16 protein-coding genes are annotated in these 14,695 nt (G+C 31.8%); 2 read left to right on the top strand and 14 right to left on the bottom strand.

What is annotated here, in order from left to right:
• Window positions 1-296 precede the first annotated feature (296 nt).
• The 3 genes from AC1Q8M_RS09370 to AC1Q8M_RS09360 form a co-directional block, all read right to left on the bottom strand.
• A complete protein-coding gene (locus tag AC1Q8M_RS09370; protein WP_000766385.1) occupies window positions 297-1,148 on the bottom strand; it encodes a Cof-type HAD-IIB family hydrolase in 852 nt (283 codons plus the stop codon).
• Between the two features lie 175 nt (window positions 1,149-1,323).
• Complete coding sequence (locus AC1Q8M_RS09365) at window positions 1,324-1,902, bottom strand: cysteine dioxygenase family protein (RefSeq protein ID WP_000954437.1); 579 nt, start codon at window positions 1,900-1,902, stop codon at window positions 1,324-1,326.
• Window positions 1,903-2,010: 108 nt separating this feature from the next.
• Complete coding sequence (locus tag AC1Q8M_RS09360; protein WP_098361599.1) at window positions 2,011-3,225, bottom strand: cytochrome P450; 1,215 nt, start codon at window positions 3,223-3,225, stop codon at window positions 2,011-2,013.
• 140 nt (window positions 3,226-3,365) lie between these two features.
• On the opposite strand from AC1Q8M_RS09360, the gene AC1Q8M_RS09355 reads away from it, so the two are divergent.
• Window positions 3,366-3,863, top strand: coding sequence for a PadR family transcriptional regulator (locus tag AC1Q8M_RS09355; RefSeq protein WP_000289121.1), 498 nt, complete (start codon window positions 3,366-3,368; stop codon window positions 3,861-3,863).
• A gap of 102 nt (window positions 3,864-3,965) precedes the next feature.
• On the opposite strand, the gene AC1Q8M_RS09350 is transcribed toward AC1Q8M_RS09355, so the two are convergent.
• The 6 genes from AC1Q8M_RS09350 to AC1Q8M_RS09325 all read right to left on the bottom strand — a co-directional run bounded on the left by AC1Q8M_RS09350 (window position 3,966) and on the right by AC1Q8M_RS09325 (window position 9,315).
• Window positions 3,966-4,121, bottom strand: a complete 156-nt coding sequence (locus AC1Q8M_RS09350) for a DUF1540 domain-containing protein (RefSeq protein ID WP_000046095.1) — start codon at window positions 4,119-4,121, stop codon at window positions 3,966-3,968.
• Between the two features lie 70 nt (window positions 4,122-4,191).
• Window positions 4,192-4,824, bottom strand: a complete 633-nt coding sequence (locus AC1Q8M_RS09345; RefSeq protein ID WP_098400262.1) for a Vat family streptogramin A O-acetyltransferase — start codon at window positions 4,822-4,824, stop codon at window positions 4,192-4,194.
• On the bottom strand, window positions 4,814-6,097 hold the full coding sequence (locus AC1Q8M_RS09340; protein WP_000106403.1) for an MFS transporter: 1,284 nt from the start codon (window positions 6,095-6,097) through the stop codon (window positions 4,814-4,816). Before AC1Q8M_RS09340 ends, AC1Q8M_RS09345 begins: the two co-directional genes overlap by 11 nt.
• A 267-nt stretch (window positions 6,098-6,364) precedes the next feature.
• A complete protein-coding gene (locus AC1Q8M_RS09335) occupies window positions 6,365-7,600 on the bottom strand; it encodes a cytochrome P450 family protein (protein WP_098400259.1) in 1,236 nt (411 codons plus the stop codon).
• A 160-nt stretch (window positions 7,601-7,760) separates the two neighbouring features.
• Window positions 7,761-8,165, bottom strand: coding sequence for a hypothetical protein (locus tag AC1Q8M_RS09330; RefSeq protein ID WP_000282687.1), 405 nt, complete (start codon window positions 8,163-8,165; stop codon window positions 7,761-7,763).
• 145 nt (window positions 8,166-8,310) lie between these two features.
• On the bottom strand, window positions 8,311-9,315 hold the full coding sequence (locus tag AC1Q8M_RS09325; RefSeq protein ID WP_000565684.1) for a DUF1835 domain-containing protein: 1,005 nt from the start codon (window positions 9,313-9,315) through the stop codon (window positions 8,311-8,313).
• Window positions 9,316-9,523: 208 nt separating this feature from the next.
• Between AC1Q8M_RS09325 and AC1Q8M_RS09320 the strand changes: the two genes are divergently transcribed.
• A complete protein-coding gene (locus AC1Q8M_RS09320) occupies window positions 9,524-9,736 on the top strand; it encodes a hypothetical protein (RefSeq protein ID WP_000362073.1) in 213 nt (70 codons plus the stop codon).
• Between the two features lie 327 nt (window positions 9,737-10,063).
• Here AC1Q8M_RS09320 and AC1Q8M_RS09315 read toward each other — a convergent pair whose 3' ends face one another.
• The 5 genes from AC1Q8M_RS09315 to AC1Q8M_RS09295 form a co-directional block, all read right to left on the bottom strand.
• Window positions 10,064-10,267: a hypothetical protein gene (locus tag AC1Q8M_RS09315; RefSeq protein ID WP_000878368.1), complete on the bottom strand. Its 204-nt coding sequence runs from the start codon at window positions 10,265-10,267 to the stop codon at window positions 10,064-10,066.
• Between the two features lie 120 nt (window positions 10,268-10,387).
• The gene (locus AC1Q8M_RS09310) at window positions 10,388-10,804 is read right to left on the bottom strand and encodes a DUF3995 domain-containing protein (RefSeq protein ID WP_000905591.1); all 417 of its coding nucleotides are present in this window, start codon (window positions 10,802-10,804) and stop codon (window positions 10,388-10,390) included.
• 139 nt (window positions 10,805-10,943) lie between these two features.
• Window positions 10,944-11,711, bottom strand: coding sequence for a DUF3959 family protein (locus tag AC1Q8M_RS09305; RefSeq protein WP_098361596.1), 768 nt, complete (start codon window positions 11,709-11,711; stop codon window positions 10,944-10,946).
• 207 nt (window positions 11,712-11,918) lie between these two features.
• On the bottom strand, window positions 11,919-13,601 hold the full coding sequence (locus tag AC1Q8M_RS09300; protein WP_000626126.1) for an RNaseH domain-containing protein: 1,683 nt from the start codon (window positions 13,599-13,601) through the stop codon (window positions 11,919-11,921).
• A gap of 544 nt (window positions 13,602-14,145) precedes the next feature.
• Complete coding sequence (locus tag AC1Q8M_RS09295; protein WP_335407623.1) at window positions 14,146-14,598, bottom strand: hypothetical protein; 453 nt, start codon at window positions 14,596-14,598, stop codon at window positions 14,146-14,148.
• Between the last annotated feature and the right edge of the window lie 97 nt (window positions 14,599-14,695).

Here is a 14,695-nt window from a genome sequence, read left to right as displayed (position 1 = left end):
ACACCTTTAATTAGTATATATTTCGTTCATTCCTCATTTATTGTCTAGGTAACTTGAATTCCTCCTTACATTCACTGAACTTTCACTTGAGAGTCATACGCGTCACTAATAGCGGTATAAACATGCAATAAGTATAAAGTTCATAAAATATTCACAATTTTCATGAAAAATATAAACATTTATTCCAATATATTCTATATAATAAAATGTAATAAGGCTTCTATGAATCTCATAGAATACCTTACCCCTAATAAAAAGAAAAAAGAATCCATTTGGATTCTTTTTTCTTTTTTTAATTACATTACATATTTATATAAAGCATGTGCCACACCATGTTCTTCATTTGATAACGTTTCGTATTTACACATTGCTTTTATTTCTTCAACTGCATTCCCCATTGCAATTGATATGTTCGCTTTTTCCATCATAGAAACATCGTTTAGCCCATCACCTATCGCTACAGTGTTTTCAACCGGAATATTAAGATGTTCTGCTAAAGTATATAATCCATTCCCTTTTTGAGCATCTCGATGATTAATCTCTAAATTGTGCCAATATGAAGATGTAATTGCTAAATCTGTATTATGAAGAAATGTTTCTTTGAGTTTTTTTAATTTCTCAATTTCATAAGAAAATGGTAATAGTTTATGCACATGTATATCTGTTTCTACAATTGGTTTACAACTTTCCGCACTATGAAACGCTGTATGCTCAAGATATAATGCTGCGATTGTTTCTAACTCTTTCAAGTCGAAATTTTCTTTTGAATTCTTCACATGCTCAATTTCATTACGTACACTCTCTACTCCATAATCCGGTACATACACACCTTTATCAGTATAGAGCTGATAATATAAACCATTCTCTTCAAGATATTCTACAATTTCAAGTGCCTGCATATTTTGAATTGGATATCTCTTCATCATTTTTTTATCTTTATATATAAGAGCACCATTTTCCGCAATGATTGGACACTCTAAATCAACTTCTAACAATAATCGCTCAATGTCAACAATAGAACGTCCTGTACAAATTGCTACAACATGGCCAGCTTCTTGACATGTTCGAATTGCTTCTGCATTTTCTTTACTTATCATTTTATTCCCCGAAAGAAGAGTTCCATCTAAATCAATTGCGATTAATTTCATTATTTCTTCACCACTTTCTATAAATACACGAGTTCTAATTAATTATTAGGTATCGTTTTCATACAATCCTCGTGAGGTACTTCTTATTTATAATTTATGAAAAGCGTTTCAGGTCAAGAAATAATTAAAAATAAAATCCAAAGCTTTTCTTTTTAAAAAAGCTTTGGATTTTAAACTATGAATTATAACTAATGTATTTTGTCTCACACATGTACACATTTTTTTCTTCAGTTGGGATATATACTTTAAACTTTTCTAACCGTTTTCCATAGACATGAATCGTAATAACGCTTTCATTTTTGCTAATTTCAAGAATATGACAATCCGCTGGTGGAATTACTTTATCTGTTTCTCCTTCTCCCAAATAAAGATTTCCTGTATGTGTTAAATAAACAAGTGAATTTCCAAGTTGTTTCGTTTGTATAAAGTTCTGCACCATAATCCTTCCTGAAAAAACGCCTTCTACTCCCCATGTGCCGTCATGATCATGTAAAGGTGTAGATTGTCCATCTTTCCATACGAGAGCTAGTACTTCAAAACGTTTGAGCGGATCTTCATACAATAAATGTCGTGCATATTGAGTCAAATTGGCCTTCTGTTTATCTAACGGAAGCCATGTTTTCTTTTCTAAAAGTTCTTCTAGTAACTTTTCAATGCCACACACTATTTCTTCTTCAAATAAACCGTTTTCCATAAGATCTGTAACACCTTTAATAAACTTTTGAAATGATTTACTTCCATTACAAGTCAACATAAGAATCCTCCTCTACGTTTTATACAATTCCATATTAAGGTGATTGCCGAAAACTCACAATTGAGAAACAAAAAACAAGATGCAAATGTATGCACCTTGTTAAGATTTTTATTTAGCTTTCAATCGAATAGGTAAGTATTTTAATGTTTGTTCATTTTCCAATATACATTTTTCTAAACAGAAAGATGGAGATAGCTCTATTTTTTCAAAAGCATTTATAAAGGTAGTTAATGCAATCTCAGCCTCTAAACGTGCAAGTGGTGCTCCTAAGCAAAAGTGAGGACCTTTCCCAAAGGTTAAATGCTTTTCATTTCCTGTTCGATGTACATTAAATTGAGAGGCTTGTGAAAATTTTTTCTCGTCTAAATTCGCTGCACTAACCCACGCAACAATCATCTGATCCTTTTTCATTAAAGAACCAAATATATTTGTATCCTCTGTAATCCTCCGGGCTAATGTAACAGGAAAGCGATAGCGTAATACTTCCTCAATCGCTTTTGAAATTAAGTTAGGTTCTTTTCTTAACTCTTCATAAATTCCAGGTGAATCTACTAAAAAGCTATAAAAGCTATTATTAATTAAATTTGTAGTGGTTTCATTCCCAGCTGCTAGTAAACCTAATGAAAAGGTTACAATTTCTTCATCGGTTAATCTTTCGCCTTCATATTCAGCTCGAATTAAATCAGAAATGATATCATCGGTTAAATGATATCTCTTTTCCTGAACAATCGGTAGAAGGTATGCTTTGAATTCATTTAATGCTATCCCTTTCTCAGCATCCAGATCATTAAACTTTTCTTTACTATACGGCATAAATAAAATATCAGACCATTCTTTAATTTTTTTACGATCTGTTGTTGGGACTCCTAATAAATCAGAAATAACGGTAACAGGTAAAGGTGCAGCAAACTGTTCAACGATATTAACTTCACTACATTTTTCGATATGTTGTACAAGTTCATCTGCGATAGCCTGTATTCGAGGTTTCCACTGTTCTAAACTTCTTGGAGTAAATGCCTTAGAAACAATGGAACGTACATTGCGATGTTCTGGTGGATCTGTAGAGTTTATATTTATTCTAGTTTCTAAAGGAGGGATTGAGAATTGTCTGCGCTCCCTTCTACTTGAAAATAAGCGATAATCTGATAAAACACGATTTACATCATCATATAAAAAAACATTCCATACATCCTGCTCTTCATCATAATGAACTGGGTGATTATCCCTCATCAAACGATACCATTCATATGGATTCCATAATTCTTCTTTTGTTTTCAGCTTTGAAATTTCATGAACTAAAATAACATTTTCAGGTGAAGCCATAGTTCTTTCCTCCCTTTTCTTTTACAATAAAAGTGATAGGTCGGCAGTTCAAAGTTGTATAAACTATCATATGTTATTTTAACATATACTAAAGGGGATTTTTCATTAGAGAACTTGAGAAATATATAAGGGGGATTTTTATGTACGTTGACATTTTACTACTAGCAGAATTAACGACCGGACCAAAACATGGATATGAAATCAAAAAAAATGTTCAAAATCGTTTAGGTGAGAATTTTGAATTAAATCACAACATGCTTTACCCTGCCCTTAGGCGCTTTGAAAATATGGGTGCTATAACGAAAAAAATACATAAACAAGTTGGAAAACCAAACCGAAATATGTACGATATAACAGAAACAGGAGAAGAAATTTTTTCTGAAATGTTACGAGAGTTTCCCGAAAAACTTGCGACAAATAATGCAGAATTTCTTGTTCGTATCGCGCTATTTGAAAAACTTGAATATGAAGCTAGAAAAGAGATTTTGACTGTACGTCAAAACGTACTACATAATCAACTTACCGCTATTCAGTCTCTAGAGGTTACCTCACCCTTTATTACTGAAGTCATTGAATTTAGTAAATCACGAATTGAACATGAATTGAGTTGGATTACATCACTTATGAAGAAAATATGAAAAAATAACAAAAAAAGCTAAAATCAATGAATGAAAATGATATTTATTATCAATACTATGATTAATAAAAGGGCAACCACGATTTGGCTACCCTTAAAGAATTTACACTTCTGGATCGAATGTTTTGCAATCTGTTTCTTCCGTTGTAGATGCATGTTTACCTTTATGACTTACTACGTAAATTGCCTCTGCACTACATTTATTACCGTTCGCCCAAAATTTACAGTTGTTTACTTCACATAAAACGTCTTGTGCCATAGTATCACACCTCCTTGTTCTATTATCATTAACAAAATTCGGAGGTATGATACTATTTGTCATCCATTTTTCATTCCCTTTTTAGCTTTCTTAATGGTTCAATATCTCCGCGTACAATAGCATCAATATTTCCAGTTATTTTTTCAATATCAAAATGCCACCATTGAATTTGCAATAATTCTTGAATTATTTCATTTGAAAATCTCTCTTTTATTTTATTTGCAGGGTTTCCACCAACAATTGTATATGGTGCGACGTCTCTAGTCACAACAGATTTAGCTGCAATGATTGCACCATCCCCTATTTTTATTCCGGGCATAATTGTTGTATCCATACCAATCCAAACGTCATTTCCTATAACTGTATCACCTTTATAAGGTAAATCAGACAAACTAGGTGTATACTTCTCCCACCCATTTCCAAATATATTAAATGGATATGCCGAAAATCCATCCATCCGATGATTCGCTCCGTTCATAATAAAGTTAACTCCAGATGCAATACAACAAAACTTTCCAATAGTAAGACGATCTCCAAGAAATTCATAATGATGTAATACTCGATCTTCAAATGTTTCTCCATCTTTCGCATCATAATAAGAATATTCACCAACAAGTATATTAGGTTTTGTTATTATATTTTTTATAAATTGAACGTTTTGATTTCCTTCAATAGGGTATTTAACATTTGGATTAGGATTCATTTTGTACGGCACTTCCTTTACCACTTATTTCACTTTCTACCGCTATTACTGGCTTTAAATTGTATATAGGTAAAATAAACAATAATCCAATTATAAAAAGTAAAGCCGTCCCTTCATACATCATACTTAATGAAAACATCTCTTTTAATGAGCCAGCTATACTCATCGTTACTACCATTGAACCGGTAAAAAGCGGACTTAAAATACCATTTACACGACCTATAAAATCGGTATCGCTATTTTGAATAATAAGCGTATTAATACCAATTTGGATACACGGAAGAGCTAAACCACTAAAAAGCTGCGCTGTAAGTGTCACCCATAAATTTGTAGAATATCCTATAATGCCAATACCAATTGCTTGACCAAGCATACCGATAATTAACATCTTTTGCGGAGCAACGTTTTTCGCAAATACCATTGCTAATGCTCCGCCAACAATCATTCCCGCACCATTTACTGTTAGTAGCCACTGTAAACTCTCTTTTGATAATCCTAACTGCTCAGTCACAATAAATATACCTAATGGCTGAATTAATCCTATACCTAGTCCTGCAGCCATAAAACAAAGCCCTAGCAAAGTTAATGCTTTTTTCTTTTTGACATACTTAATACCATCCTTCATCTCCTGCAACAGAGTGATACCTTTCTTTTCTACGTCGTTTTCAAGATCTTTCGGAAGGAATAACAATACAACTGCCGCAAGTAAAAACGAGATACCTGTTATGATGATTGAAATATAAATTCCAAAACTATGAAAGATAAATGTCCCTAGTATTGGTCCTAATACCATAAATATTGCAAATATCGTTTGATATATAGACATTGCTAATTGAATTTGTTCCGTTGATAAATGTTGTTTAAACAATTTCATTCCAGATGGTTGTGAAAACTGTGAAAGGATTGCAGAGATGAGTGTCACAAAAAACACAATTTTCCACGTTCCAAACATAAGCGTAATTAATACAGCGAATACTGAAATGGAACTTAACGTTTCACACCATATCATTGTCTTCTTTGGCTTCCACCTATCAGCAAAAGTACCGCCAATAAATGAAAAAATAAAAATTGGAGCGAATTCAGCAACTGAAATCATCGAAATAGCAAAAGCATCACCTTTTGTCATTTCCATTACATATAGTAATACCGCAAAGTTTCGAACCCATATTCCTATTTGTAAAAATAATGCTGATGCTAAAATCCCTTGAACAAACCGATTTTTTAATACTTGTGATACCCCATTGTTTTGTTTCGTTACTACATTTGTCGACATAAAAAAGCCTCCTATTTCATGTTCTGAACAGGAGGCAGCACAAATCATATAAAAAGACTATATATTCGCAGAGCGAAATACATCCCTTTTCTATAAATGTACAGACTAACCCTATTCAGAAGAATATTTCGTTTTTTAACGAAGATCTCTTACAAATAGAATTAGTTGATCATTGGGATGTCTTCACCCTTCCGTTTCGAATTTAAATAACACATACATACTCTATGTAAATCATTTTCGATGTATGCATGTCTCCTTTTAACTATTCTAGAAAGTTAAAGGCAATTCCTCTAAAGAACGCATTAAATAGTTACCTTGCCATTTAATTTCTTCACGATTCCCTTTTATTTTTAGTTCAGGCATTCGATTAAACAAATTAGTAATAGCAATCTTTGCTTCTAACCTCGCAAGTGGAGCTCCTAAGCAGAAATGGCTACCATGACCAAACGCAATATGACGATTATTTTCCCGAGTAATATCGAATACTTCTGGGTTTTCAAATACAGTTTCATCACGGTTTGCAGAAGCTAAGGCAATGACAACCATATCTCCTTTTTCGATTGTTCGGTCGTGAATTTGAAAAGGTTCCGCTGCCCATCTTGCAGTTGTAACCTCAACTGGAGAATAATAACGCAATCCTTCCTCAATAGCCGAATCAATTAGTTTTGGATTATCTTTTAATAACTGTAATTGATTTGGATTTTCAAGAAGTGCTAATACCGTATTTGTAATTAAATTCACTGTCGTCTCGTGACCTGCTACAATTAATAGCATTATCATTGAATATAGTTCCCGAGCGCTAAGTTTATGCCCTTCACTCTCTGCAAGTATTAAAGCACTCACTAAGTCTTCTTTTGGCTCTTTTCGTTTAATATCAACTAAATATTGAAGATATGTAATAAACTCAGATAGTTGTTTTTCGGTCTCTTTTATTTCTTCAGGTGTTTCTGGTGATGCAATAACAGCATGAGACCAAATTCTAAATTTCGCTTGATCTTCTTTTGGAATACCGAGCATCTCACTTATTACAATAATTGGTAACAGAAATGAATAATCATCCACAAGATTTAATGTACCTTTTCGCTCTATATCACTTATCAAATCATCTGCTATTCTCTCAATTCTTCCGTCTAATTGTGCAATCATCTTCGGTGTAAAAGCTTTTTGAACTAAAGATCGTAAACGACTGTGGTTAGGTGGATCTGAATTTAGCATATGTGTTGTTAAGTGGTCACTATTATCAACGGAAAGATACATGTTCTTTATATCTTGAGAAAACACATTTGTCCAATCTTTTTTTAAACGATTATCTTTTAAAAGTGGCAGAGCATCTTCATATCTAGTAATGAGCCATTCTTTACCGATTTCAACTTGGTTTACAAATAATATAGGTTGTTTTTTTCGCGATTCTTTATAAATTTCATACGCATCTTCTTTAAACTGAGCTGAAGCTAAATTAATGCCATCCTCTATGCTTAACCCAACTTTGTTTTTCATTGACATTGTATTCCCTCACTCTCATTTGTTTTTGAAAACCAACCCAACATATGCATTATACTCTAATAAAAACGTGAAAATTGTAAATTTTTAATCAAAATCTTACTTCGTATATTGAAAAATTAAAAAGTGAGAGAGTAAAATCGTTTCACTCTCCCACTTCTCTTTATGCGAAGCACATAAAATTACTAATTTGTTGATAGCGATAACTTACTTTACGACGACGACCACCTTGCCACGTGTAACCTGACACTCCATTTCTTCTCACTTCAGTCGGAAAAAACCATAAGTCCCTTCCGAAAGGACCAGGACGATGTAAGCGTAAATAGCCCCATCTTCCTAGACAGTTACACATCCATGATTTCATATTACCTGGTTGTGCCGGAGAAGCAAATGTAGACGGTAACGACGGCGCCTGTGACGGTGGTGGTGACGTTGGAGCATCTTCTGCATCATCTGGTCTGTAATCTTCTTGTTCAATATCTCTCACTTCATTTGTAGGTTCATACCCGTAGTTTTGTGGATTATAATACATCGCTTGATCATATGGATAATTTTGTTGGTTATACATATTAACAAATCACCTTCTTTTCATTCATTACCTTTACCATTCATATGTGATATGCCCTCTCTGGGAAGCTTATGTATAGCCCAAATTCAACTTAAAAAGCTCGTATTATTAAAAATACGAGCCTTTCAAAAATAGAATGTGTTTATTATTTCCTTAACTTCACACTATAAAAACGCATTTCATCTAACGAACCTTCAAATTCAAATACTTCTTGTTTAATTAATTGTTTCAAGCGATATTCTAAGAAAGTATCTCCAACTAATTGTTCAACAAGACCAAGTGCTTCACCAATTACTCTAGGAGCTTTAAGGAACTCTCGATCAGCACCCACACTTTTGGCGCATTCAATTATAAATTGATCAAAATAATCTTCCTGTACAGAATGCACTTCATTTTCTTTCCAAACTCTTAAACATTCTATGCTTTCCGATAATCTATCCCACTCATTTTCAAACTTCATGCGCTTCTCTTCAGTTAAATAAGGTAGCTTTATAAAACTTTTTTGGAATAGAGCTAAACTTTCAGGTGGTAATTCTCCCGTTCCACGAATATCATACTCTTGTTTTAATATTTCTCTACTTGCTTCAGACGTATTAATAACTCGAATGTTTTTCTTATCCTTTAATTGTGCCATTACAAAACTTAAGCCTACATGTTCATGTGCATTATCAGCCTTCCAAATTGTAATAGGCGTTTCAACAGGAATAGTATGTAGTTCTTCTATAGTTGCTATAAATCTTGATAAATATTCTTCTTCAAAATAACTATCATAAGCAGTTAAGTTATTTATTAACCACTTCTGTCTTGCTAGTTGCCCCTCATTCGTATGCAACCTATATATCGGTCCAATTGAAAAGAATTCCGAAAAAGCAACAACACTCTCTTCAAATAATTCTTCTTGACTTAACATATATTTTAAGCAACCAGCCGTTGAATCATCAAAAGCAATATGTATGTGCGTACTTTCTTTTACATTCCTTTTATAAGTAGGATTACTTGTTAATTGTTTCGGAATATCCATCAAATTTTTAATTGTATCTTCACTGTAGTTTTCTTCTAATAAGTTTAACTGTATGAGAATACTTTGAAGTAAATCTTTAGCCTCATCTTCGTACATATCCTCTACAGCATTTTTAATTTTATCTATCACACAAATCCCTCTATTCATTTCAAAAATAACGTAGATTATAGTGTATCATTTTAGTATAGTTCTTTAAAGTCAAATCCAGATTGCTACAGCAATCTGGATTTTCAACAAAAGCTTTCCTTATATTTTTGAATTGCTAAATATTTTACTTTGAAAATCTTTGTATCTAAATGTATAATTATATAAAAACAAAAATATAGGAGCTATATTTATGGATAAAGTACTTACAAATTATAAACATTACTTAAAAAATTGGAGATTTATATTTATTTGCATACTACCTACTATCGCCTTATTCGTTACTTTCTATGTCATCTTCGAACTACTGTTTCATCAAGATTTCTACTTATCTAACTTAATTTCTGCTATCATATTATTTTTAATATTTATTAACGTTAAAGATAAATTTAAAATTAAAGGCTAAAAACACTATTTCAAAATAGCCCTTTATTATTGCATCCTACTATAAAATAAGGCTCGTAGTAGATTTTCATAAAAAATAAGAGCACCCTGCAATTGGCCGCTCTTATGTGATTAGAGGTTTTTTCTGAGTATTAAGTAGGACACGAAGATCTTGTCCTACTACATAATATATGCTTGTACTTATTATTTCGTGCATGTATTAAGCACCATGTTCAGGTACTTAATATATGCATAATCATTGCTATAAAATCTACTCAAATATTTACTGTACGATTATCATATTTATAAATTAAAAAACATCCCCAATGGATGTTTTTTATCTAACATTTTAAGCTTCCATAAACTTAGCCGGTACACCAATTTTTTCAACTACAGAAGATATATTAGTAGGATTAATCATTACATTTTCAATACATACTAATTTATTTTCTAATATCCCATTCTCTGCAGTAATAAGTTCTTCAAACCGATCTAAAGTCATTGAGAATTTATGTTCACTTCCACCATTCATACTAACTTTTACATACTTCATAGTGTCACCGCCTTTCATAATAATTTACATTTCGACAAGAGGGCGCTTACATCCTTTTTATTTACCCTTAGATTTCTCACGTTTACATGTATTTTGAGAAAAGCAGCTACTATTATTTACTCACAAAATTATTGCTAATAAGAAAGATAAAGATAAAAATGCACAAAGTGGAATATATAAACCAGTATCCATTCTAGCAAAGTGTGTATCTTTTTGTCGTTTAAAGATACCAAAATAATTAAACTCACCAATTACTCTAATAGAAAAGACGATCATACAAATCCAGGAACCGACTTGAATAATAACATTAGGAACTGCAAAATGAAAAATTTTTGCTTGTTGCAACAAAATTATTGCTGCCATACTTAATAATAATGCAATGAACAATGTCATTCCGGCGCGAGGTGTAAACGCCTTTTCCCCTGATTTAGTTGGAATAACACTATTTGTCCCCCAATTACCTCCGAAAGCCCAATATACATGTAAAAAGCTAACTAAGAATAATATACAAACAGATATATATGTAATGATAAGCATTTTATCCTCCCCTTATTTTAGTTCCTATCTATAAAATATGCTATTCCCCTCCGCAATAGCAACCTTCATTTCATTACATAAAAAAACCGTAATGATTCATCAATATTAAGATAAGTCATTACGGGGTTATTAAACTTCATTATGCATTATACCTATTTTTTCGGCGTTCCATCCTTGTTTGACCTTGAACTGCATTTTCTTTGTATGGATCTATTTGCTCTGTCATTTCATATGTTGCAACTGGTTCTTCGTACTTATACTCATGGATTTTTTCTGGCATTTTACTTTTAGATTCTTTTCCACCAAACTTAAATAGTTTTATCCTTAATTTCGGTAATCTTGGAAGACGAATCTTAAATGATAATCTTTTGTGTTTCTTTTTTGGTCCAAGTAGATTTATATTTTCTTTATTATTATCTTTCTCTTTGCGGTGAATGAACATCGCGAGTAATCCTCCTATTACAAGTCCTCCAATTAATAGTAATATATATACATAATGGCTTGTCATTAAACTCGTTATGCGTTCAAGTATGACTAACGACTGTACTTCTTTTATATCCCATAGTAAAGCGGCCCATAATGAGAATAAGCCCAAAGTAAGTCCATATGTACGAAAACGGAATAAACATGGAATTAACGCGACACATGCAGCAATTTTCGCATTTGCTATGATTGAGCTTGTTGCAATATCCTGATGCCAAATAACTAACAGTAATGTTATAAATGGCGCATACGCTATCCAGCTGCATATACGTGAATACATCTTTTTAGCAAAATAACTACCGAAACTAGTAAAAAATAAAAGCCCTCCAATATATATAGATTGTTCTAGAGGGATTTGCTTTGTAAGTCCTGCAATTGGAAAGAGGCCGCTCAGTAGCATTAAGAGCACATCTAATTTCTTCACAATTCCCCATTCCTTTCAAATTTTTTCAATTAATAAAAATCGTTTTTCCATATGAAATAGTTTTTGTATTTCTAAAAAACATATTAATCCTGTCTGCACATAAAGTAAATATGTAAACGAAAAGATACTTGACAAAGGATATCCTTATTTACATAAAAAAATGACAAATCCTGATCGATATAACGAGCAGGATTTGTTTACAAGTATTTAAAGTAGAATAATTGAATCTTTCTTTTCTACTTTTACTACATCTACATCCAATTCATCATTAAATTCTTTAAACTCTCTTGCATCTATGTCAGTAATATAACTCTTTATTATCTTTTCCATATGCATGGAATATGTCATGTGTACATTCTTTTTCGAAAGCATACTAGAATTACAGCACATGTAATGTATCATTTTAGCGATATAATCCCTTTCTACAGGTTTTACACCTAATGGTAGAATTTCAAGTATATATCGCTGAAAAATCCCACTACAATTAAGTGAATATTCACCAGTGCTATAATACATCCCTTTTTGATCTGCATATAAGCCAATGCTATCTAGAGCATCATCAGATTCTATTACACCGTAACTTGGTACATCAAAACCTGTATTTATTCTAATAATATTTAAATTTGGAACCTTTAACACCTCTGGAACAATATCAGGTAAAATATCTATATTAATTTCTTTATTTTGTAACTCTTTTATCCAATATTTTCTCAAATTTGCATCTACAATGAAGTAAACTTGTTTATTTTGTTCTTTTGCATATTGTACAATTTCCATTAATGTTTCGAAAACATATTGTTTAAAAAGAGCTCCCATATCATTTCTCTTTGATGGTTGTGGTAAAAATGCATTATGTTTATTTATATTTAATAATACGTAATCAATCGTTTGCCACTCTGTACTCCCATATAATTTATATAAAATTTCTTTTCCTTTTATTTTTGAAAAAATAGGTAAGAAATCGAATTTCGATATTCGTTCAATTGATAAACTAACATATGTACAAGGTAGATTTATCTTATTCCAACTACGCCTCAAAAATCCTTTTTGTTCTAATAGACTAAAAACACTATTTACAATTGTTTTACGAGATACATTTTGGCCTATAAATAAATTAATAAATGTTGAAATACGGTTTGTTCGTGCAAATCCCTCTCTAATGATTTGTTTTGGATCAATTTTTTCGCGTCCATCACAATTTTTCATCGCGATTAATGCTAATGTCGCATCACTGCGCTTACCCGCGGTAGCATAGACAGCTTTCTTAACATCATCTACAAGATTTGTTTTATATTTTTGGCAATATTGCATTTTATATGGATTTTGTAACACCTTTTCAATATTGTATCTCACAATCTTTAATAACACTGGAAAATCTGTATTCAATACATAAGAATTTTCACCAACTTTAGTCAAAACAATTTCGCTATCAAGTAATGCTTGTTCTATTTCCAGCGCTATATTTTCAGACCAAACTTCTAATATTAATGTCTCTAATCCTTTTGGTGCAAATAAAGGAAATAATTCATTTTTGTTATTTGTAGCTACCTTTTTACATTCTGGAAGTATTGTGAAATAAGAGAATTTACGCTGAAATTCTTTAAATAAATACTCTCTTTCCTTTACTGTTATACCCGGTTCTATTTTAGTACCTTGAACTTTATAAATTCTCTCATTGTATGGAAATAACACCCTTTTATTTTCTCCTACAATATAATCTTTCGGATATTGGAGAATATGGTCTAAATCCACCTCTCCCCCTATTTGAAAATCATCTTTTAAATTTCTAAATATCTTAATCCATTTCATGCCGGTTGTAGCTTGTTGTATTTTTAGTTTTACAAACCGTATTTTTTTATTATTTGACGCAAACTCTGAGGTAGAAATCAATATCATGCCTCGTTTTCGTCTTAAAAGTAAAGGAATATCTGGATGATTATATTCTTGATATTAAGACTGTTTTTATGAGCATTTCTTATAAGTATGATGTAACTGATTAAAGCTATTTTCAAAGACGACATATCGGCGATAATTTATGTCTATTTTGTATTGGTGTTAGCAAGTTCGTTTGCAAACTTGTTAGCACTTTTTTATTTAGATAATACACACACCTTCTTACATACTGATTATTTTCCCATTGAAGTACTTACGTTCAAAGGATATACCTTTCTTTCATGTAATTACATTGGAGAGGTATAGTAAAGTGGAGATCATTCGTTTCAATTCCGGAACGGTTCATTGGAAATAACGAGATTCTTAACTAATTAAAGAAGGTTCCGAAATCACTAGTTACAGATGATACACAAGAACAACTTGAGCAAGAACTAATAGATTCAATGCAAATTTAAAAAGAAATATTGGTTTCACATTACCGTAATAACTGTATATCAATACGAATACATAAACACTATCCATATTGATATACAAATTTATCTTAGCTAGAGAGAGAAACTCCTACATCACCAATCCCTTGAATCATTTCAATTTTTACGTTAATTCTGTTTGGTGATCCTATAAGATTATCTGTTGAATTGCTTTCTACTTTTATATTTGGTCCAATAATAGTAACTAGATCTTTGCTAATGTGCAGTATAAAACCTTTGATATGAATATCTTCTAAAAATAATATAATGTATAAATTGGTTAGTTGATAATCACATAGTAATTTTTTAATTTCAGTTGTTTTTATTTCAATATTATTAGATTTATCTATTTGGTAATGAGATTCTTTTTGACTATATAATAATTGTGCATCATCTTGCGATAGTATGAATTTTTTAGGGGTTGGTGGATTGTTAAAAGTATCACTTAATTTTAATAAAACACGAGAGGATTTTTGGGTTTTTAATGGTTTTGCAGAAGCACTAGCGGATTCTTGAGGTCTTATTGGTTTTGCAGAAGCACTAGCGGATTCTTGAGGTCTTATTGGTTTTGCAGAAGCACCAGCGGATTCTTGAGGTCTTATTGGTTTTGCAGAAGCACCA

This window comes from Bacillus sp. GW823-FHT06A10, assembly GCF_058795375.1.
This window is presented reverse-complemented; position numbering and strand designations above follow the sequence as displayed.

What these genes read in the sequence shown, in the direction of transcription:
- AC1Q8M_RS09370 (WP_000766385.1), bottom strand. Translation starts at nt 1,148, where the DNA reads ATGAAATTAATCGCAATTGATTTAGATGGAACTCTTCTTTCGGGGAAT.
- AC1Q8M_RS09365 (WP_000954437.1), bottom strand. Translation starts at nt 1,902, where the DNA reads ATGTTGACTTGTAATGGAAGTAAATCATTTCAAAAGTTTATTAAAGGT.
- AC1Q8M_RS09360 (WP_098361599.1), bottom strand. Translation starts at nt 3,225, where the DNA reads ATGGCTTCACCTGAAAATGTTATTTTAGTTCATGAAATTTCAAAGCTG.
- AC1Q8M_RS09355 (WP_000289121.1), top strand. Translation starts at nt 3,366, where the DNA reads ATGTACGTTGACATTTTACTACTAGCAGAATTAACGACCGGACCAAAA.
- AC1Q8M_RS09350 (WP_000046095.1), bottom strand. Translation starts at nt 4,121, where the DNA reads ATGGCACAAGACGTTTTATGTGAAGTAAACAACTGTAAATTTTGGGCG.
- AC1Q8M_RS09345 (WP_098400262.1), bottom strand. Translation starts at nt 4,824, where the DNA reads ATGAATCCTAATCCAAATGTTAAATACCCTATTGAAGGAAATCAAAAC.
- AC1Q8M_RS09340 (WP_000106403.1), bottom strand. Translation starts at nt 6,097, where the DNA reads ATGTCGACAAATGTAGTAACGAAACAAAACAATGGGGTATCACAAGTA.
- AC1Q8M_RS09335 (WP_098400259.1), bottom strand. Translation starts at nt 7,600, where the DNA reads ATGTCAATGAAAAACAAAGTTGGGTTAAGCATAGAGGATGGCATTAAT.
- AC1Q8M_RS09330 (WP_000282687.1), bottom strand. Translation starts at nt 8,165, where the DNA reads ATGTATAACCAACAAAATTATCCATATGATCAAGCGATGTATTATAAT.
- AC1Q8M_RS09320 (WP_000362073.1), top strand. Translation starts at nt 9,524, where the DNA reads ATGGATAAAGTACTTACAAATTATAAACATTACTTAAAAAATTGGAGA.
- AC1Q8M_RS09315 (WP_000878368.1), bottom strand. Translation starts at nt 10,267, where the DNA reads ATGAAGTATGTAAAAGTTAGTATGAATGGTGGAAGTGAACATAAATTC.
- AC1Q8M_RS09310 (WP_000905591.1), bottom strand. Translation starts at nt 10,804, where the DNA reads ATGCTTATCATTACATATATATCTGTTTGTATATTATTCTTAGTTAGC.